Origin of the sequence: Zunongwangia mangrovi (assembly GCF_900112105.1) — a bacterium.
Lineage (GTDB): Bacteria > Bacteroidota > Bacteroidia > Flavobacteriales > Flavobacteriaceae > Zunongwangia > Zunongwangia mangrovi.
The window spans coordinates 186,220-207,492 of the sequence record NZ_FOKV01000007.1; the positions used below are offsets into that span (position 1 = coordinate 186,220).

Below are 21,273 nucleotides of genomic sequence, written 5' to 3' on the forward strand. Positions count from 1 at the left end.
TTTATTTCAAAAGTTAATTATCAAACAGTTTTGTTAAAATGAAAATCACTCTTAGTAAGAAAAATCGATTAAAATTTCTACTATTAATTTGTGCTTTCATACCCATTTTTGGTTTCTCGCAAAGCGGGAATACGATAACGGGTGTGGTTAAAGATGGCAATGGTTTAGGCTTGCCTGGCGTAAATGTACAAGTTGAAGGAACAAATGTTGGAGCCGCTACCAATTGGGAAGGAGAATTCTCTATTGAAGCCGAAAGCGGTGATGTTTTGGTCTTTTCGTTTATTGGACTAAAAACAAAAAAAATTACAGTAGGCAGTGATACCGTTTTAGACGTACAAATGGAAGAAGATTCTGGCGCTCTTGAAGAAGTCGTGATCGTTGGATTTGGAGTCCAAAAGAAAGAATCTGTAGTAGGGGCAATTTCTCAGGTATCTGGAGAAACGCTTCAAAAAGTAAAAATGGGAGGGAGTTTAGAAAACTCACTTCAGGGTAATCTACCTGGTTTAACCGTAGTGAGTACAGACCCTACTCCGGGTGAAGAAGCCATTGGGGGACTATCAATGACGATTAGGGGAACTTCCTCTATGGGATCTAACGGCCCGCTTTATATCGTAGATGGTGTAGAACGACCAATTTCAAATATCGATCCTAACGATATTGCATCGATCTCGATATTAAAGGATGCCTCGGCAACTGCCGTTTACGGTGTTAAAGGTGCAAACGGGGTCGTAATTGTAAATACGAAAAGAGGTGCATCAGGCGCACTTCAGCTAAATTTTAATTCTCAGCTTTCAATCAAAACTCCAACAGAATTACCGGAGTATATGAACGCTTACCAAACAATGCTCTTAAGAAATGAAGCGTATCGTAACGACGGTATGTGGAATAACTTAATTAGTGATGAAGAGCTGGCACATTATAGAGATCAGGATCTGCCTTATTTATATCCAGATTTTGATTGGATGGATTATTATTTTAAACCTGGTTTTGATCAGAATTATAATCTAAATGCTCGTGGAGGAACAGATTTCGTAAAGTATTTTGTTTCCGTAGGGTATTTGGAAGAAGGCGATGTTTTTGATGTAGGGAATGTTTTTCCTTACGATTATGACGATAGAAATGCACATTACTGGCACCAGCGTTATAACTTCAGAAATAATTTAGATTTTACTTTAACCGAATCTACTCAGTTAACACTAAATGTTGGTGGTAATTTAAAGGTTTGGAATAAACCTATCGATGATTATACGCAGGAAAACTGGTATCAATCTGTTACGGCATTACCATTTTATCCTGCCGATGCTTTAAATGCATATCCAGATGGGTTAATCCCTTATAACCAGTCGGGTATTCGTCCTTATATCAATCCAGATATGGGTGAAGTTCGTTTAAACTGGCAAGGAGGTCAGGGATTCCAGAGATTAAAGTCTAATGAATTGAACGTTGATGTAAAATTCAATCAAAAATTAGATTTTATTACTGAAGGTTTATCGGCTAATATACTGTATTCGTATAATACTTTACAACAATATAGAAAGTACTATAGATTACCCTTATACTTTGGATATTACTTAAATCCAAATACTCAGGAATGGTCTCGTTATGATAACTGGGGAACAGAAGATCTTGATACACCTCAGCCTCCATTAAATATTTCAGAAACAGAAAATATTTCAGATGCTTACAGGTCTCATTTTTATCAGGGACAGTTAAATTATAACAGAAGCTTTGGAAAACATAATGTAGGATTAACAGGAGTATTTACTAGAAGAGAATCCAGAGCAATTTCAGACTTTACACATTACGAAGAAAACTGGATAGGTAGAGGAACTTATAATTACGATCAGCGTTATTTTCTTGAAGCCAGTATTACGCATTCTGGTTCAGAGAAATTTGCTCCAGGGCTTCGTTTTGGTACTTTCCCAGCATTTGCCGGGGGATGGACAATTTCTAACGAAAGTTTTTATAAAGACTCGAAGGCAAGCACATTTATGGATTTCGTAAAACTTAGAGGTTCTTACGGGGTTGTTGGTAGTGATGCCGGTATCGATAGATGGCTTTATATTTCTGAATTTACCGATGGTGATCAAACTGTTGGATTTGGTAATCCTATCCAATATTATCCGGTAATTAATGAAGGAAATATACCAGTAACCGATGCTACATGGGAAGAAGCAACAAAATCTAACGTTGCAGTAGATCTTGGATTTTTTGATAGCGCTGTAACTTTATCAGTCGATTTATTTGATGAGAGAAGAACAGGTGTGCTTCAATCTAGACAATCTGTACCAAGTTATATCGGGGTTTCAGGAATCTCAGGAAACCTTGGAGAAACCAAGAGTCATGGTATGGAAGTACAGTTAGGCTTCAATAAAGCAATAAATGATAACTGGGTTGTATATGGATCTGCAAACATTGCTTGGTCTGAAAACCGAGTGGTTTACTATGACGAGCCAGCTTCAAGACCTTTTCATTTAAAAGCAGAAGGAAAACCGGTAGAGATCGCAAGAAGACTTGGTTGGTATACACCAGGAACAGGAGTTATGGATAATGGATTTTATCAAAATTTCGATCAATTATTCATGTACCCAAGAGCTTCGGGTGGTAGCCCAATCGTTGGAGATCTCGCTTTCATGGATTTTAATGGAGACGGTGTTGTAGACCAGCAGGATAGAATTGTTTCAGAATATCCTATCGTGCCAGAACTTAACTGGAATGCATCTTTAGGTGCTAATTTTAAAAACTGGTCTTTAGATGTTCAATTATACGGTATTGGTAAAACTCAGCAACCAATGCGACAGGGAGGGATGTTCTTCTTATATCCTTTTACAGAAGGTAAGAACAATGCTTTTACAGCACATGGCGATCACTGGACGCCAACCAATACAAATGCAGAATTCCCATCTGTACATAATGTAGCGATCGATCAATATAACTATCGTATTAGTCAGTTTTCTATGATCGACGGGCAATATATCAGGCTAAGAAATGTAAGACTGGGATATACTTTAAAATCAGACTTCTTAGATAAATTAAGTATTAAAAACGTGAATTTCGGTTTAACCGGTACCAACCTGTTAACCTGGTCACGTAGAGGTTGGGGAGGTGATCCTGAAGGATTCAACTTCGGGGCAGATTTTGGTGCCTACCCGCAGATGAAGAGATACTCTTTTGATCTATCTATTGAATTCTAAAAATATTGATTATGAAAAGACTATTATTTTTTCTTATTGCTCTACCGTTTTTCACGAGTTGTGAAGACTATTTAGATAGAGTACAGGATTCTGCCGGGATGCAGGAAGATGAAGTATTTACCGACTATAATAACTTTAGAAGTTTTCAGGATCGTATGTATCAGGATCTACTTCATTATTTGTCTCCAGGTGATTACTCGTATATCGCAGCAGTTTCAGATGAAGGTTACATGAGCTCAGATTGGGAAACCCTTCCGGTTATTCAGAATGGTGATTATTTAAGAGCTTACAACACGGCACAGGCCTTACAGTTTAATGCAGACGGAGTTTGGGGATCCTGGGCCAGTATTCGAATTCTAAATATTTCTCTTGAAAATTTAGATATGTTAGAAAATGCATCGCAGGCTCAGATCGATCAACTTAAAGGTCAGGCGCATTTTATGCGTGCATGGTATTACTATGAGTTCTTAAAAAGACAGGGCGGAATGCCATATATTACTAGAAGTTTTAGCGCTTCAGATAATTTTGCTTTACCACGTGATTCTTACCACGAAACTGCGATGAATATCGTGGCAGATTTGGATACGGCTGCAACCTTATTACCAACACGTTGGGATGAAGCAAATCTTGGTAGACCAACACAGGGAGCAGCCATGGCATTAAAAGCTTCAACCTTGCTTTTTGATGCCAGCCCAAATAATAATCCTGGTGACGATGTTTCCAGATGGGAAGCAGCTGCTGAAGCTTCATGGGATCTTATTGAAGTTGCCGATGCTGGTAGATATTCTTTAGTGCCTTCAAATGGAACAGATGAAGTAAGATACTTAACTCCAGAAGGAGAACAAAGCATTCAGTTTGCCAGTGGTTTTGATAGCATTTTTATGTATCAGCCAACAAATTCAGAAATTATATGGGAAAATTACCAGGCAAGCCGTTATACCGATACGTGGAATGTATTTAGCGTTCCCAGCCTCGCACCAGGTGGGGTAATTCAGGGATTTAGCCCAAGTGCGAATATTGTTGATATGTTCGAGACTGAAAATGGTCTGCCAATTTCAGACGATCCAGACTATGACCCTCAAAACCCTTATGTTGGTAGAGATCCTAGATTTTATCACTCGATCATTTTTAATCAGGAACGATGGACTTCCCAAACCGGGAACTATATGGAGCTTTTTGAAGGCGGCGAAGAAAGAACAGGACAACCACATTACTCTTTTACAGGATATCTGGCGAGAAAGTTCTGGGCTAGAAATATCGACCAATGGTCTGGTGCTACAGCGCCAAATACACACGTGATCTATTTTAGACTAGCCGATATATTATTACAGTATGCTGAAGCTGCTAACGAGATTGGAGGACCAAATTATAGTATTCCGGGTGCAAATCTTAGTGCAGTTGATGCTGTAAATCGTGTGAGAGCCAGAGTTAATATGCCAGGAGTTGCATCTCAATATTTAGGAGATACAGATGCTTTTAGAGAGCGTATTAAAAATGAAAGAGCTGTAGAACTTTATCTAGAGGGTAAAAGATATTTCGATCTAAAAAGATGGGGAGATGCCAGTGATCTGGAACATAGAGCTATTTACGGAGTAGAATTTAGCGAAGATCCATCACAGCCAACAGGCTTTAGTATCAATAGAACATCAGAACCGGTTTTCACTTTAACCTTTGGAGAAAGACATTACAGATGGCCAATACCATTAGAAGATGCTACAATATTCCCAGAGTTTAATCAAAATCCTGGTTGGTAAAATAGTATACAAAGCAATTGATAACACTATCAGTTAAAAAATAAAGAATGAAAAATAATACAATATTCCTACTATTTATTTTTAGTCTTGGTATCGTATTTTGCCATAATACGTATGCACAGACTGATACCGAATATAGGACTGTCTCAGGGCAGATAGTAGATAAGGATAATGAACCAGTTGCAAAGGCTAAAGTGATTACTGTTTTAGCAAAAAATGTTGTTGAAACTGGCGAAAATGGAGAATTTACAGTAGAGATTTCTGGTGAAGAAGCAGATTTCTTAAGAGTAGTAAAGAAAGGCTACGAAAGCCAAAGCATGTTTGTTTCTGCAGATCTTGAAGCTCCTATTGTTTTACAAGAAGCTCCTTACTTATATGGGACTAATGATCTTAAGATTCCATATTTAGATCTAAAATCTTCTAAGAATGTTTCAGCAATAAATACTATTACCGGGGAAGAGTTAAGAACATTCCCTTCTATTCAGTTTTTAGAAGCTTTAGAAGGAAGATTACCTGGGTTAATGATGAGTCAATCTAATTACACTCCTGGAGCCGAATGGGTGACAGGTGTAGTAAGAGGTGAACCAGCCATTTACTATATCGACGGGATCCAAAGAAATCCAAGAGACTTAACTGTTTACGAAATAGATAAGGTAGAAGTGATCAAGGATTTTTCTGGAAGAGCAACGCTTGGAATCAGCGGGGCAAGTCCAATTGTTTGGATCACCACTATAAAAGGGCAGGAAAATAAGAATGAAATTAATATTACTGCTGAAACTGGTTATAGTGAAGCAGCAAACTTACCTAATTACCTGGATTCTTATAACTATGCGACATTATATAACGAGGCTTTAGCTAATGATGGTTTAGATCCTTTATATTCTCAGGAAGCTTTAGATGCGTATCAAACCGGAAATAATACATTGCGATATCCTAATATCGATTATTACGATCGTTATGTAAAGGATTTTAGTCGTTTTACTCGTGCTAATGTAGATTTTCAGGGAGGATCAGATAAGCTGACTTATTTCTCGAATTTAAATTATGTTGGTTCTGGAGGATACGAAGAAGTAGGCCAGGAAACTACTTATGATAGGTACAAGATTAGAGGAAATGTAGATATAAAATTAACCGATTTTATGCGAATGAACGTTAATCTTTCTGGTACTTATGGTAGAGCGGAATATCCTAACCAGGGAGATGGCGCTTATCGTTATAATATGTTTAGCGTTTTATCATCTTACCCATCTAATGCTACGCCAATTTATTATGAAGATCAATTGATCGTAAGTGATAACTATCCTGTTAACCTAACTAACGAATTGGTTTATGGCGGGTATGCAGAGTCTACCGAATTGAACACGCAAAATTTGGTATCACTTTTAATAGATCTTGAAAGTGTAGCTAAAGGTTTAGAGTTTTATGCAAGTGCAGCTTTAGATGCGAACAATGTTTTAGTGAATAACCTTGGTGGAACTGCAGCACTTTATAGAAGAGTAACAGGAACAGATAATGAACTGGAGCGTGTAGTAGAGCAGGAAGTACAATCTAATATGTATAATGGGGACGATTCTTATGATCGTCGTATTAGTGCTATGGCTAATCTTAGCTATAAGTTTGTTAAAGAAGAACATGATCTGGATCTAGATCTTTCTTACTATCAATCTATGCAGGAAAATCGTGTTGTGGGTGGCAACTATCAGCCAGATCGTATTCAGGATCTAGGTTTTAGGGCAAATTATCTTTACGATGGTAAGTACGCTTTACAGTTTGATGCCTCATACACCGGGAACATGAGATTACCTGATGGGGAACGATTCAATTTTTATCCAACTGTAGGTGCGGCATGGAATGTATCTGAAGAATCTTTCTTAAAAAACAGCAATGTTGTAGATTATTTAAAACTGTATTCTTCTTACGGAATAATGGGAGTAAATAACTTCAATTTCGGCGGGACTTATAACCCATATTATTTGTATCAAACATTATGGCAAAATGTTGGTACGTGGAGTAGCGGTATAGAAGGACAGCGTAGTGGAGCCGATAATGTTTACGAAGTACTTCAGTATGGTAGTACAGGTTTTTCTTTACCAGAGAGACAGTATTTCAATATAGGGTTTAAATCTGAATTTTTTGATAGAAAGATTGCTTTAGAGGCGAATTACTTCGATCAAAAAGATGTGGATATTTTATCACCAATGAGCAATTTCACACCTTCAATTTATGGAACAGGCGGATTTTTACCAATTCAGAATTTCGAAGAATTCCGTCGCTATGGTGTAGATGGGATGGTTCAGTATAACGATGAATTTGGAGACTTTAAGGTTTCACTTGGTGTAAATGCTATGTATTTAAGAAGTGAAAACCTAGTGGTAGATGAACCTGCCGCACTTGCTGAATATAGACAGCGTACAGGGAATGGTGACGACGTATTTTTTGGATATAATGCTTTAGGTTTATATCAGTCTCAATCTGAAATTGATTCCAGAGGAGTTACTCAAAGCTGGGGAACTTTAGCTCCCGGAGATATTATGTATGAAGATTATAATAATGATGGTGTAATTACAGAGCAGGATATTCATGCTATAGGCCATACACCTAGAATTGCTTACGGTATAAATATCTCTTTAGCTTATAAAGGATTTGATCTTTTTGTTTTGGCGAATGGTAGAGCAAATGGAGAGATGATGTTAAATGGTACTTATTTTCAGAATAATACAACCAATAATAACTACTCTGAAGCAATGCTAGATCGTTGGCCGGTAAGTAATAATATGCCAAGATTAACAACAGTATCTCAGAATAATTATCAAATATCATCATTCTGGTTAGAAGATGGGGCGTATTTAAATCTTAGAAATGTTCAGTTAGGATATACCTTCCCTAATAGTATTTCCAGAAAACTGAATATGCAGGAGCTTAAGTTATTCCTTAGAGGTCGTAATCTGGCTTCATTTTCTAAAATACATAGCGAATATGGCTTAAATCCAGAAAGTCTTAGTTCAGGGATACTTATGTATCCTATTAGTAGAACACTAACCTTTGGTTTAAGCACAAAATTTTAATTCGATGAAAATTTATAAAACACTTCTATTTACGGGCATTTTATCAGCAATGGTATCATGTGATTATGTAGAGCCGTATCCAATACAAGATCAATCAGACGAAGATCTCTGGAGTCACGCCAATTACGGTGAAGGTTTGCTTACCAGGGCTTATACCGGTTTAAATACTGTTATTAATGAGCAAATGCTTATGGATACGTATACAGATAATGCAGTTCCTGCAACACCGGGAGAAAATGCAATTGCTGTTGGTAACTGGACGGTAGAGAATAATCCTATTGGTAATTGGACAGAGAATTACAATAATATAAAGTATATCAATATATTTTTAGAACATGCAGAGGATCTTATTTATTCGGTTTCAGATCCTGTTCAAAACGATATTGAAAATAGTCAGCGTATAGGTGAAGCTTATTTTTTAAGAGCCTGGTATCATGCTGAGCTTTTAAAGCATTATGCTGGTGAAGTAGATGGGCAAATAATGGGAATCCCAATTGTAACCACTCCGTTAGAGGAAGCAGAAACTTTGGATCTTCCAAGAAATACTTACGAAGAAGTTGTAGCGCAAATTGTTAGTGATTGTGATTTAGCCATAGAAAGATTACCACTAATGTATAATAATGGTAGTGAAACATTTTCTGGTCTTGCCAATCGTGGTAGAGGATCTGGTTTAGGTGCGATGGCCTTAAAAGCAAGAGTTTATCTTAATGCAGCCAGTCCTGCGTATGGGCCTTCTACAAGCGATCTTTGGTTAAGAGCTGCAAATGCTGCTGTAGAAGCTATGGATGCTTCTGGTGGTTTAACAGATCTTTCTCCATTTGGAAATTTTAATGATGCAGATAATTTTGAGAATATCTGGATTCAGCCAACTTACATAGATAATAGTTTAGAGAGTTTATATTATCCACCATCTTTATATGGTTCAGGTAATATAAATCCTTCTCAGAATCTTGTAGATGCCTTTCCGGCTTCAGATGGTTATCCAATAGAAGATAGCGATTTATACGCTGAAGATACTCCTTATGAAAATAGAGATCCACGATTCGAGCGATTCATTTTTTACAATGGAGATGATTATAACGGTAATATCATAGAAACATTTGTTGGTGGGCAGGATGCTCCTGGTGGATTAAATCAGCAGGGAACTCGCACAGGATATTACATGAAAAAGCAATTAAGTATGAATGTTCGTTTAACTCCGGGTGACGCTACAACAGACGAGAAATTTAAAGTGTATTTAAGCCGAACAGAGCTTTATTTAAATTTTGCTGAAGCTGCAAACGAAGCACTTGGTCCAGACGATGCTTCTTTAGGGTATTCTGCCGCTCAGGTAATGGAAACCATTAGAAGAAGAGCCGGTATAGATTCTGATGCTGAGGTTGAAGGATTTCAGGACGAATACTTAACGCAGCAATCTATGGCTGGAACAGATGCTTTTAGAGATTTTATTCATAATGAAAGAAGAATCGAACTGTCTTTTGAAGGTTTCAGATTTTGGGATACCAGAAGATGGAACGACGAGTTAAATCACACGATCGAAGGGGTTAGAATAACTCCGGCTGGAGATGGTGAGTATACGTATAATTATATAGATGTAGAGCAGCACCAGTATCAGGAATATATGAGATATGTTCCGCTTCCTTTCGAGCAGGTACTTATAATGGATAATTTATCGCAAAATGATGGTTGGAATTAAAAAGTTCAATAATACTATGAAAAGATTACTAATATTAATTTTTGTAGCGTCTATTCTTACGGCTTGTTATGATGATTACCGTGTAGATTATTCGCATACAACAGTGGCTTTTACTACTGCAGATGGAGGTTCTGGTGATCCAGATACGATGTGGAGAACGGTAGTAAAAGACGAAGGCTTAAACCTGGATTTTGGGGTTTATTTGGCCGGAGTTATAGAAAATAATGAAGAACGTTATGTTAGCTACGATATCGATCCTTCTTTGTTGACTGGAACAGATTACGAACTTTTACCTTCAGATTATTACGATCTAAGTAATCCAGAAGAATTTGTAATACCTTCAGGAAATATTATAGGTAGCGTAAATATCGCTTTAGATTCAACACGTTTTTTAAACGATCCATTGGCAACAGAAAGACATTACGCCTTGCCATTTAGATTAACGGAAACTAATGCAGATTCTATTTTGTCTACACAAAGTACAAAGGTTTTGGTACTTAGTTATATGAATAGATTTCATGGATATTACGATCAAGATGTTACTTATACTACTTACGATCTTGAAGGAAACGAATTGAACTCTGGCGCAATCGAAAATGTGATTAATGGGACAACACTTTCTAACGATCTTTTTAGAACAGATGGAATGATCTTTAGAGGGAGTGATTATATGATGAATGTCGATCCTACAGATCAGGATAATGTGCTTTTGGAATATTATCCTAATCCTAACGCAGATAATGCTCCACAAAACGTAGCAGTTACAGATGAAGGTGTTGCACTTTCTACTTCCTATGTATCGGCATGGGAAAATATTAATGCGATCAACGACGATATAGAGCCTGCAAGCAGTACCGATAATAGTAACGGTGCTTATGGAAACTGGCCAAACGACGATATTTGGAACTGGGTAGAATATGATTATGGTGATAATGTGTATAATTTTACCTTATCGCAAATTTACTGGTGGACAGATAACGGCGGAATTTTGCTTCCTTATGATGCATACTTAGAATACTGGGATATGGAAAATGAAGCCTGGGTAAGAGTAGAGAATGAAGTTGGTATTAGTGGAAATATGTTTAATGATACCGAACTTTCAGTAACTACAAACCGTTTAAGAATGCATTTTGTAGCAACGGCTTCACAGGGAATCTTAGAATGGAGAACCTGGGGAACTCCGGTGCCAAGTGCCGAAGAGCAATCTGCAGTATCTGGTATTACAATGCTAGATGGTGAAGAAAACTCTTACGACCCAGAGAGCTCTACTTTTACACTGAATTATAGAATCGATTACGAGTTTAACGATTTTTATACCATCGTAAATTCTAATCTTGTATGGAGAAACCGTATAAGAGATGGGGTTAACGAATGGAGAAGATAAATTTGAATTTAGTTTAGTTTTAAAAAGCAGGGGATATTCTAAATATTTCCTGCTTTTTTATTGGCGCCGCCAAAGGTTATAATACTCCCAGGCTTGCCTCGAAATTAAAAATTGTTTTTAATGAATGCCTAGTGGACTTGCTCCGAGGTAGTTTAATTCAATTTTAATTTTAAGAAATTTGAAAGTGCCTTTTCAATAGGCGATATTGTATAAAAAAAGGAAGAATTTTTTTCTTCGGAAATTTATTAACTCATGAAAAAACACCTGATTTTTATCTCATTTTGCGTTCTAATGATTCAAAATGTGCTTGCTTTTCAGAAAAATACAGATCTTCAGTATCAAATCTCGTTCGAAAATGCCAAAGATCACTATGCTGAGGTAAAACTTCAGTATAAAAACCTAAAATCTACAGAAAATACGCTGGTTTTACCGGTTTGGACGCCAGGTTATTATATGATTTTGGATAATCCGGCCCATATTATCGATTTTGAAGTAAAAACTTCTTCAGGAGAACCTGTAAAATGGCAAAAAACTTCAAAAAATAAATGGCTTATCGAAAATGCTCAAAATGAGAAAGTAGTTGTAAGTTATCGGGTGTACGCGAATCGAAAATCGGTGGCAGAATCTAATATTTCAGAAGAAAAAGCCTTTTTAACCAATACCGATATTTTTATGTTTCCTGAAAATAAGGTCAATACTCCGGTTAGTCTTCAGATTAAATTACCAGAACAATGGCAAGAGATTGCTACAGGATTAAAAGAGCTTGAAAATGGGCAATTTTATGCTGAAAATTTTGATATTCTTTACGATAGTCCGTTTTATTTGGGCAACCAGAAAATCATCGAATTTCAGCAATTAGGCAAAGATGTTACCTTATCTATCGCTACTCCTGAAGGTTTAGATGAACAAAAATTCACTAAAGATATTCGTGAAATTATGTTGCGAACTACAGATCTTATGCAACATATTCCGTTTGAAGATTACACCTTTATTATGATGGAGCCAGGCGGCGGCGGTTTAGAACATTGGAATTCACAAGCAGTTTTCACTTACGGAAGTATGGATTTTAAGAACGATCATGCGTACAAATCCTTCATGAATTTTCTTACGCACGAGTATTTTCATTTATACAATGTAAAAGCGATAAGGCCAATAGAACTAGGCCCGTTTGATTATAGCAAAGAGAATTATACTACGATGCTTTGGGTGGCAGAAGGTTTTACCGTGTATTATGAATACATGATCATGCGCGATGCGGGATTACTAACTTCCCAGGATGTTTTAGACTTTTTAAGCAGTCATTTTAAAGCCATAGAAAATAAAGAGGGTAAAGATCATATGTCTTTAGAAAGATCGAGTTTCGATGTTTGGAACCACTTTTTAAATAACGACGAGATCACCAACGAAACTACCATTTCGTATTACCAAAAAGGGCCAATTATTGGGTTGCTTTTAGATATTGCGATTCGTCATGAAAGTGAGAACCAAAAATCTTTAGATGATGTGATGCGCTATTTGTATAATGAGTATTATCGCAAACAGGGAAGAGGTTATACTGAAGATGAATTTTGGCAAACGGTGGCTACAATTGCCGGTAAGTCTTTAGATGAAATAAGAAGTTATGTAGAATCTACAGGAACGCCAGATTACGAAAAATACCTGAAGCACGCCGCACTCGCGCTAGATATGTCTCCTGCAGATGACGAAAAAACAGAGATCGTAGAAAAAGAATATCAGCTTATAAAGATTGAAGCTGAAAACAAATTGGAATCTGAAATTAGAAATGCACTTTTGAAAGAACATTAATCGGTTTGCTGCCTGTATTGTGTAGGCGTTATTCCTTTTAATTCTTTAAATTTTCGGTTAAAATTGGCGATATTCTGAAATCCACAAAGTTCAGAAATCGCTGATACCGATAAGTCCTGATCTTTATATAATAACTTACAGGCATGTTCTATCCTTATTTCAATTAAAAACTGAAAGAAGGTTTTGTTGGTTCTTTTCTTAAAATATCGGCAAAAAGCATTTTTACTCATAAAAGCAATATCTGCAATATCATCTAAAGAAATATTATCCTGAAAATTATCCATCGCATATTGAAAAACATCGTTCATTCGTTTTCCTTCATCCTCGGTATACTTTTTCTGGTAAACAAAAGAAGACAAAGGCTGGCGCTCGGCATGCGTAAGTTCATTTAGTAATAATAATAAAGTAGCTACTCTTTCAATTTTACTTTGGCGCTTCAGATTATTAAAAAGATGAAACTTTTTTTCATCAGCCTTAATTTTCATTCCGTATTCAGATTCATCAAAAAACTTCTGGATTCCGCTAAGATCAGTAAGATTAAAGAATTCTTTTCCGAAGGACTTTTTGGTAAAAAATAGCGTGTACATGATCGAATTTGGATGAGCCTCTGCATCACTTCTAAAAACATGCGGAATATTTTCGCCTATAATCAGGATATCGTGAGGATGATATTCGTTAATACTATCACCAACAATTAAAGAGCCGCTACCTTCCATAATATAGCTTATTTGGATCTCTTCATGCTGGTGAAGTTTATCATAAAAAACAATTTCATGATCTTCCTGATAGACCAAAGCTTCCTTCTCTGGTTTAGGAATTTTAAAGGGTAAGACTTTCATTGGTGTGAGTTTTTGTAAATATTATTAAAAAAAACCGAATTAGTCAATTTATATGATAATATCGTATCAGGTTTAGATAATCAATACAAATTGAAAGCGATTTAATGCATATATTTTTGTTAAAAAATTAAACACATGGCAATAAAATGGGAAGGGGTAATGCCCGCAGTAACCACTAAATTCACAAAAGACGACGAACTGGATTTAGTAACCTTTGAAAAGAACATTAACGCACAACTGGAAGCAGGTGTAAACGGAATCATCTTAGGAGGAACTTTGGGTGAAGCTAGTACTCTAACACCGGCAGAAAAGGAAACGCTTGTAAAGAAAACTTTAGAAATTACAGCAGGACAAGTGCCGGTAATCATTAATATTGCCGAGCAGTCTACTACTGAAGCGATTCAGGTTGCGAAAAATGCTGAAGCTTGGGGAGCACAAGGATTAATGTTGTTACCACCAATGCGTTATAAAGCAACAGATCACGAGACTGTGGTATATTTTAAAGAAATCGCAAAAAGCACATCGCTGCCAATTATGATCTATAATAACCCTGTAGATTATAAGATTGAAGTTACTATAGAGATGTTCGAAGAACTTTTAGCAGATTGTCCTACGATCGAAGCAGTAAAAGAATCTACTCGTGATATTAGTAATGTTACACGTCTAAAAAATAAGTTTGGTGACCGTATCAAGATCTTATGTGGTGTAGATACACTAGCTTTAGAAAGTATGGTAGCTGGTGCAGATGGTTGGGTTGCTGGTTTAGTAGCGGCTTATCCTGCAGAAACTGTTGCGATCTATAAATTAGTAAAAGCTGGAGATATTGAAGAAGCTTTAAGAATCTACAGATGGTTTATGCCATTATTAGAATTGGATATTTCTCCGCAGCTTGTACAAAATATCAAATTGGCTGAAGTTGCAACTGGTTTAGGAACCGAGTATGTTAGAGCGCCAAGATTAGTTTTACAGGGAGCAGAAAGAGAAAGAGTACAAGGAATTATTGATGCTGCAATGGCTGTAAGACCAGAATTAGTAGAATACAAATCTTTGTAAATCAAGAAAATAGAAAGCATGATTACAGGAAAAAATTATATTGGTGAGGAGCTTTCAGGTAAAGGTGATGTTACCTTTAAAACTTTTGATCCAAAAGAAAATAAAGAAACTGCCGCTATTTTTACTGAAGCAACACCCCAAGAGGTTGATGCTGCTGTAGAAAAAGCGGCAGCCGCTTTTAAAGTGTACAAACAAAAATCTGATGCTGAAAAAGCTGGATTTTTAGAAGCAATTGCTGAGGAATTAGAGGCAAATGCTGAAGCTTTAAAAGAAATCTATAGAGCAGAATCTGGCTTGCCAGAAGGACGTTCTAACGGGGAGTTTGCTCGTACAACGGGGCAATTAAGAGCTTTTGCTACGATGCTAAAAGAAGGTAGCTGGGTAGAAGCTATTATTAGCAATCCTGAAGGAAAACCTGATATTAGAAGAATGCAGGTGCCTTTTGGCCCGGTAGCTGTTTTTGGGGCAAGTAATTTCCCATTTGCATTTTCTACGGCTGGTGGAGATACTGCCAGTGCATTAGCATCGGGATCTCCGGTTATCGTAAAATCTCATCCTTTACACGCAGGTACAGGAGAATTGGTTTCTGAAGCGATTATTAAAGCCGCAAAGAAAACCGGAATGCCAGATGGTGTTTTCTCCAATCTAAACAGTAAAGGAATTGAAGTAGGTGAGTGGCTGGTAAAACATCCAAAAATAAAAGCGGTTGGATTTACCGGAAGTTATAAAGCGGGTACTGCGCTTACTAAATTAGCTGCAGATCGACCAGAGCCTATTCCGGTTTACGCAGAAATGGGAAGTATTAATCCTGTTTTGGCTTTACCATCTGCTTTAGAAGCTAAAGGAGATTTTTGGGCCGAGCAATATGCTGGTTCGATCACTGCTGGATGCGGACAATTTTGTACAAATCCCGGACTAATTTTAGGAATAGAGAGCGCTGCTTTAGATAGTTTTGTTGAAAAATTAGGTGAGAATTTATCGAATCTTGCCCCTTCAGTGATGTTGAGTCCTGGGATTCAAAATCAATATGAAGCTTCTAAATCTGAAGTTTTAGCACAAGAAGGTTATACAGAAGTTAGCAAATACGATGGTGAAGTTGCGCCAAACTTTGGTAGACAGCAGGTAATCACCGTTTCTGGTGCTAATTTCCTTCAGAATAAAAACTTCCATAAAGAAGTATTTGGACCATTTTCAGTAGTGGTGAAATGTAAAGATAAAACCGAACTGGCCGAAGTGCTTCAGCAATTAGAAGGACAGCTAACCGGTACGGTATTAAATTCCGAAGAAAAAGAATTAAGTGAATTTGCAACGATTATCGACACCTTAACCGATACTGTAGGTAGAATTATTTACAACAGTGTACCAACAGGCGTAGAAGTTTGTGCAGCAATGACGCATGGCGGGCCTTTCCCGGCAACGTCTAATGCAAAATTTACTTCAGTAGGATTAACTGCGGTACAACGATGGGTGCGACCGGTTTCTTTCCAGGACTGGCCACAGGCATTGCTTCCGCAGGCTCTAAAAGATGAAAATCCTTTAGGAATTTTACGTAATATCAATAATAAATACACAACAGATAGCTTATAGATTTTAATGGCAAGAAAAACTTTTTTTTGTGTTGATGCCCATACTTGTGGGAATCCGGTAAGAGTGGTTGCTGGTGGCGGCCCATTTATCGAAGGAAAGAACATGAGTGAAAAGCGTCAAAATTTTATGCGGGAATACGATTGGATTCGTCGTGGTTTGATGTTCGAACCACGCGGTCATGATATGATGAGTGGAAGCATTTTGTTTCCACCTTCAGATCCCATAAATGACTGCGGAATCCTTTTTATTGAAACCAGTGGATGTTTGCCAATGTGCGGGCATGGTACGATTGGTACCGTAACGGTTGCCATCGAAGAAGGTTTGGTTTCTCCAAAAGAGCCGGGAACGCTTAGGCTGGAAACTCCGGCAGGGCTCGTAAAAGTGAGTTATACTCAGGAAGGAAAAAAAGTAAAGTCGGTTAAGATCGTTAATATCAAATCGTATTTAGCGAAAGAAGATATAAGTGTACATAGCGATGTTCTTGGCGAATTAAAAGTTGATGTTGCTTACGGTGGTAATTTTTATGCTATTGTAGAAGTTCAGGAAAACTTTAAAGGTTTAGAGCAATACCAGGCCAGTGAATTAATTACGTGGAGCAGGGAGTTAAGAAGTAAATTAAACGAAGCCCATGAATTTATTCATCCAGAAGATCCTACGATCTTTGGTTTAAGTCATATCCAATGGACTGGAGCTGTGATGGACGAAAATTCTACTGCTCGTAATGCTGTTTTTTATGGCGATAAAGCTATAGATCGTTCGCCTTGCGGTACAGGAACTTCAGCAAGAATGGCTCACTGGTATGCTAAAGGAAAGCTTAAAAAAGGTGATCTTTTTGTACACGAAAGTATTATTGGTAGTAAATTTATTGGAAGAATAGAAGAAGAGACAGAATTAGGCGGTAAAAAAGCGATTGTTCCAAGTATAGAAGGTTGGGCAATGGTTACCGGTTACAATAATATCGTTATCGATGATGACGATCCTTATGCTCACGGATTTCAGGTACTTTAAAATTTAGATTATGAAGAGAGTTGCAATTATTGGTGGTGGAATTACTGGTTTATGCTCGGCTTATTATTTGGTAAAAGCCGGCCACGATGTTACCATAGTAGATAAAGGTAATATCACAGATGGCGCTTCTTTTATTAATGCAGGTTATGTGACTCCCAGTCATTTTGTGCCAATTGCAGAACCTGGAATGATTAACCAGGGAATTAAGTGGATGTTCAATAATTCTAGTCCGTTTTATATAAAACCGCGCTGGGATATGGATTTCTTTAAGTGGTCCTGGTATTTCAAAAAATCTTCAACTAAACAAAAAGTAGCGAAAGCTATTCCTGTGCTTAAGGAATTAAATGAAAAAAGTAGAGACCTTTACGCTGAGATGTTAGCATCTTTAGATTTTGATTTTCACATGGAGCGTAAAGGTCTTCTTATGGTTTATAAAAGTGCGAAGAACGAAGAGCACGAAGCTAAACTTGCTGAAAAAGGAAAAGAATTAGGTCTGGATGTTAGTGTTTTGGATAAGAAAGCATTGCATGATCTGGAACCTCAGTTTAGCGAAGACGTTATTGGCGGAGTTCATTATGAATGTGATGCGCATAGTACACCCAATTTATTTATGAAAAACCTAAAAAAATGGTTAGAAGATAAAGGGGTTAAATTTGTTTTAGAGGAAACGGTTACCGGTTTAGAAGTAGATGGAAAAACCATTAAAGCTATTTCTACGGAAAAAAATACCATCGAAGCAGACGAATTTATTCTGGCTGCCGGAAGCTGGACGTTCCCTCTTGCTAAGAAATTAGGTCTTAATATTCCTATCCAACCCGGTAAAGGTTATAGCATGAATATTACCAGAGAAACCAACATTACTTTGCCGGCAATTTTAACCGAAGCTAAAGTTGCGGTCACACCAATGAAAGGTTTTACCAGGTTTGCCGGAACAATGGAATTATCTGGTGATAATAATACAATTTTACCAAACAGGGTAGAAGCGATTGCTAGTGCAGCTTCAAGTTTTTATTCAGGGTTCACATTAACTTCAGAAGAAAAACAATCGGCCAAGAGTGGATTACGACCTGTTTCTCCAGATGGTCTACCGTTTATTGGAAAATCTTCAAAATTCAATAATCTGAATGTCGCTGCTGGGCATGCGATGATGGGATGGAGTCTTGGACCAATTACCGGAAAACTTATGTCTGAAATTATAGATACTAATCATACTTCGGTTTTATTAGAGCCATTTGATCTGGAACGCTTTTAAAGAAAAATTGCAATAAAGTTTGTGTTAAGTTAAATCTTAAAAAATTACGTATTATATATAATAAATACACATAAGCTTTAAAAAAAATAAAACTCTAGTTAATATAGTATAACTATAAGCTAATATATTTTAGCAGATTCAGCAGAAGATAAAGTAAATTTATTCTGAAAAATTTGCTATATGAAACGAAAATTTTTAGTTCTTTTTAATCTGCTGTGTTTTAGTGGTCTATTCGCTCAGGGAACAGTAGATGATTATAAAAGAGCAGAATCCCTGGATACTCTTTTCAGAAATAAAGTTTTTAATACGCCAAGCAGTTTTAACTGGTTAAATAAAAACGAATTTTGGTATAAAAATAATACCAAGGAAGGAAGTGAATATGTTTTTGTAAATGCTGAAACACAAGAACAAAAATCTGCTTTTGATCATCAAAAATTAGCAGCAGCACTTTCAGAAAAATTAGAAAAGGACATTGAAAGTTCCAAAATCGATATTTCTAATCTAAAATTCGATGAAAATAAATCGAATTTAGAATTTCAGCTAGATACTATAAAATATAATATAGATCTTGCGGGTTACAAGCTTCGCGTGGTCGAAAATGTTCCGCGTAGAAATTGGGACAGAGGATACTGGGGAAGAAGAGGAAATGAAAGAGAAGGCGATCCTGTACCATCTCCAGATAAAAAATATACCGCATTTATAAAGAATTCTAATCTTTATATAAAAGACAATAAAACCAAAGAAGAAACACAATTAAGTTTCGACGGTACCAAAGGTTTCTTTTATGCTGCAAATATTATCTGGTCGCCAAATAGCGAAAAGATTGTTGCTTATAAAGTAAGGCCGGGAGAACAGCATGATATCTATTTTGTAGAATCCAGTCCAGACGATCAGCTTCAGCCAAAATTACATACCAGAGATTATACCAAACCAGGAGATGAATTGGATTTTAAGAGTCCGCAACTTTTTGATGTAGCTTCTCAAAAGCACATTCCGGTAGCGACAGATCTTTTTGATGCTCAGTTTTCCCTTTATAATTATCAATGGAAGGATGATAGTTCTTCATTCACATTCGAGTTCAATCAGCGTGGTCACCAGGCATACCGAGTAATTAAAGTTGATGCAAAAACAGGAAAGGCTACAGCGATAATCGATGAAACCAGCCCTACTTTTATCGATTATAGCGGTAAAAAGTATCGCCATGATGTAAAAGGAAAAGACGAAATTATCTGGGCATCAGAGCGTGATGGATACAATCACCTTTATCTTTACGATAGCAATACCGGGAAAGTTAAAAATCAAATAACTTCTGGAAATTGGCCGGTTAGAAAAGTAGTGGAAGTAGATGACGAAAATCGTCAAATTTATTTTACTGCCAGCGGCTTGGATAAAGGCCAGGATCCTTATTTGATCCATTATTGCCGTATTGATTTCGACGGAAAGAATTTTACCCGTTTTACTTCTGAAAACGGAAACCATAAAGTGACTTTTTCTCCAGATAAAGAGTATTATGTAGATCAATATTCCAGAGTAGATATGCCGGCGGTAACGGTTCTTAAAAAAACAGGCAAGAAAAAGCCAATATTAGCTTTAGAAGAAGGAGATATTACAGAATTAGAAAAAACAGGCTGGAAACAACCTGAAGTTTTTACCGCAAAAGGAAGAGATGGCGAAACTGATATATGGGGAATTATCGTAAGACCTACCAATTTTGATCCTTCAAAAACATATCCAATCATCGAATATATTTATGCAGGACCGCACGATTCTTTTGTTCCGAAGGAATTCAGCAGTTATTACTGGGCGTTAAGCTCTTTAGCTGAACTTGGATTTATCGTGGTACAAATCGACGGAATGGGAACTTCAAACAGATCTAAAGCCTTTCATGATGTATGTTGGCAAAATTTAAAAGATGCCGGTTTTCCAGATCGTAAACTGTGGATCACTGCCGCGGCTGAAAAATATCCTTATATGAATGCCGATAAAGTAGGTATTCGAGGTACTTCTGCCGGTGGACAAAGTGCTGGTGCTGCTTTGGTTTTTAATTCAGATTTTTATGATGTTGCCGTAGCTTCTTGTGGTTGTCACGATAATAGAATGGATAAGATCTGGTGGAATGAGCAATGGATGGGATATCCAATTGGTCCACATTATGCCGCAAATTCAAATATTGAAAATGCAGCCCAATTGCAGGGAAATTTAATGCTTATCGTTGGGGAAGTAGATGATAATGTAGATCCTGCATCGACCATGCAATTTGCAGATGCCTTGATAAAAGCCAATAAAGATTTTGACCTGGTGGTTTTACCGGGAGAAAATCATACTTCTGGAGGTGTTTTTGGCGAACGTAAACGAAGAGACTTTTTCGTGAAGCATTTATTAGAGGTAGATCCGCCATCATGGGATAAGGTTTACAATTAATGCACTAAGAATCGTAGAAACAAGCTTAATTTTTTATACCGAAAGATTTATAATATGAAATTGTACAAAATTGTCACCTGTTTTATTTGCGTTATGATCGCAGGATTAGTTGAAGTCCGCGCTCAGGGTGATCAAATTCTTGACGGAATTGGAGAAACAGGTTTAATTGCCCGCTATGTTTTTGATAAGGATGCCAAAGACTGGTCTCGTAACA

12 protein-coding genes are annotated in these 21,273 nt (G+C 37.0%); 11 read left to right on the top strand and 1 reads right to left on the bottom strand.

Annotated elements, in window-relative coordinates:
- The first annotated feature begins 38 nt into the window (after window positions 1–38).
- The 6 genes from BM201_RS14630 (at window position 39) to BM201_RS14655 (ending at window position 12,899) form a co-directional block, all read left to right on the top strand.
- Window positions 39–3,194 carry a SusC/RagA family TonB-linked outer membrane protein gene (locus BM201_RS14630; RefSeq protein WP_092543912.1) on the top strand — a complete coding sequence of 1,052 codons (3,156 nt, stop codon included), beginning with the start codon at window positions 39–41 and terminating at the stop codon, window positions 3,192–3,194.
- Between the two features lie 11 nt (window positions 3,195–3,205).
- Window positions 3,206–4,948 carry a RagB/SusD family nutrient uptake outer membrane protein gene (locus tag BM201_RS14635; RefSeq protein ID WP_092543914.1) on the top strand — a complete coding sequence of 581 codons (1,743 nt, stop codon included), beginning with the start codon at window positions 3,206–3,208 and terminating at the stop codon, window positions 4,946–4,948.
- Between the two features lie 47 nt (window positions 4,949–4,995).
- Window positions 4,996–8,013 (top strand): SusC/RagA family TonB-linked outer membrane protein, encoded by a 3,018-nt coding sequence (locus BM201_RS14640; RefSeq protein ID WP_092543916.1) that lies wholly within the window; start codon window positions 4,996–4,998, stop codon window positions 8,011–8,013.
- Window positions 8,014–8,017: 4 nt separating this feature from the next.
- Complete coding sequence (locus BM201_RS14645) at window positions 8,018–9,709, top strand: RagB/SusD family nutrient uptake outer membrane protein (protein ID WP_092543918.1); 1,692 nt, start codon at window positions 8,018–8,020, stop codon at window positions 9,707–9,709.
- A gap of 16 nt (window positions 9,710–9,725) precedes the next feature.
- Entirely contained in the window at window positions 9,726–11,093 is a 1,368-nt protein-coding gene (locus tag BM201_RS14650; protein ID WP_175487058.1) for a DUF1735 domain-containing protein, read from the top strand.
- Window positions 11,094–11,345: 252 nt separating this feature from the next.
- Window positions 11,346–12,899, top strand: coding sequence for a M61 family metallopeptidase (locus BM201_RS14655; RefSeq protein WP_092543922.1), 1,554 nt, complete (start codon window positions 11,346–11,348; stop codon window positions 12,897–12,899).
- Here BM201_RS14655 and BM201_RS14660 read toward each other — a convergent pair.
- The gene (locus tag BM201_RS14660) at window positions 12,896–13,738 is read right to left on the bottom strand and encodes a helix-turn-helix domain-containing protein (protein WP_092543924.1); all 843 of its coding nucleotides are present in this window, start codon (window positions 13,736–13,738) and stop codon (window positions 12,896–12,898) included. The genes BM201_RS14655 and BM201_RS14660 overlap by 4 nt on opposite strands.
- 135 nt (window positions 13,739–13,873) lie before the next feature.
- Between BM201_RS14660 and BM201_RS14665 the strand changes: the two genes are divergently transcribed.
- The 5 genes from BM201_RS14665 to BM201_RS14685 all read left to right on the top strand — a co-directional run bounded on the left by BM201_RS14665 (window position 13,874) and on the right by BM201_RS14685 (window position 21,059).
- A complete protein-coding gene (locus BM201_RS14665) occupies window positions 13,874–14,791 on the top strand; it encodes a dihydrodipicolinate synthase family protein (RefSeq protein ID WP_092543926.1) in 918 nt (305 codons plus the stop codon).
- Window positions 14,792–14,809: 18 nt separating this feature from the next.
- Window positions 14,810–16,378: an aldehyde dehydrogenase (NADP(+)) gene (locus BM201_RS14670; RefSeq protein WP_092543928.1), complete on the top strand. Its 1,569-nt coding sequence runs from the start codon at window positions 14,810–14,812 to the stop codon at window positions 16,376–16,378.
- A 6-nt stretch (window positions 16,379–16,384) separates the two neighbouring features.
- The gene (locus tag BM201_RS14675) at window positions 16,385–17,386 is read left to right on the top strand and encodes a 4-hydroxyproline epimerase (protein ID WP_092543930.1); all 1,002 of its coding nucleotides are present in this window, start codon (window positions 16,385–16,387) and stop codon (window positions 17,384–17,386) included.
- A 10-nt stretch (window positions 17,387–17,396) separates the two neighbouring features.
- Window positions 17,397–18,638 carry an NAD(P)/FAD-dependent oxidoreductase gene (locus tag BM201_RS14680; RefSeq protein ID WP_092543932.1) on the top strand — a complete coding sequence of 414 codons (1,242 nt, stop codon included), beginning with the start codon at window positions 17,397–17,399 and terminating at the stop codon, window positions 18,636–18,638.
- A 180-nt stretch (window positions 18,639–18,818) separates the two neighbouring features.
- Window positions 18,819–21,059 carry a S9 family peptidase gene (locus BM201_RS14685; RefSeq protein WP_092543934.1) on the top strand — a complete coding sequence of 747 codons (2,241 nt, stop codon included), beginning with the start codon at window positions 18,819–18,821 and terminating at the stop codon, window positions 21,057–21,059.
- The last annotated feature ends 214 nt before the right edge of the window (window positions 21,060–21,273 follow it).

What these genes read in the sequence shown, in the direction of transcription:
- BM201_RS14630 (WP_092543912.1), top strand. Translation starts at nt 39, where the DNA reads ATGAAAATCACTCTTAGTAAGAAAAATCGATTAAAATTTCTACTATTA.
- BM201_RS14635 (WP_092543914.1), top strand. Translation starts at nt 3,206, where the DNA reads ATGAAAAGACTATTATTTTTTCTTATTGCTCTACCGTTTTTCACGAGT.
- BM201_RS14640 (WP_092543916.1), top strand. Translation starts at nt 4,996, where the DNA reads ATGAAAAATAATACAATATTCCTACTATTTATTTTTAGTCTTGGTATC.
- BM201_RS14645 (WP_092543918.1), top strand. Translation starts at nt 8,018, where the DNA reads ATGAAAATTTATAAAACACTTCTATTTACGGGCATTTTATCAGCAATG.
- BM201_RS14650 (WP_175487058.1), top strand. Translation starts at nt 9,726, where the DNA reads ATGAAAAGATTACTAATATTAATTTTTGTAGCGTCTATTCTTACGGCT.
- BM201_RS14655 (WP_092543922.1), top strand. Translation starts at nt 11,346, where the DNA reads ATGAAAAAACACCTGATTTTTATCTCATTTTGCGTTCTAATGATTCAA.
- BM201_RS14660 (WP_092543924.1), bottom strand. Translation starts at nt 13,738, where the DNA reads ATGAAAGTCTTACCCTTTAAAATTCCTAAACCAGAGAAGGAAGCTTTG.
- BM201_RS14665 (WP_092543926.1), top strand. Translation starts at nt 13,874, where the DNA reads ATGGCAATAAAATGGGAAGGGGTAATGCCCGCAGTAACCACTAAATTC.
- BM201_RS14670 (WP_092543928.1), top strand. Translation starts at nt 14,810, where the DNA reads ATGATTACAGGAAAAAATTATATTGGTGAGGAGCTTTCAGGTAAAGGT.
- BM201_RS14675 (WP_092543930.1), top strand. Translation starts at nt 16,385, where the DNA reads ATGGCAAGAAAAACTTTTTTTTGTGTTGATGCCCATACTTGTGGGAAT.
- BM201_RS14680 (WP_092543932.1), top strand. Translation starts at nt 17,397, where the DNA reads ATGAAGAGAGTTGCAATTATTGGTGGTGGAATTACTGGTTTATGCTCG.
- BM201_RS14685 (WP_092543934.1), top strand. Translation starts at nt 18,819, where the DNA reads ATGAAACGAAAATTTTTAGTTCTTTTTAATCTGCTGTGTTTTAGTGGT.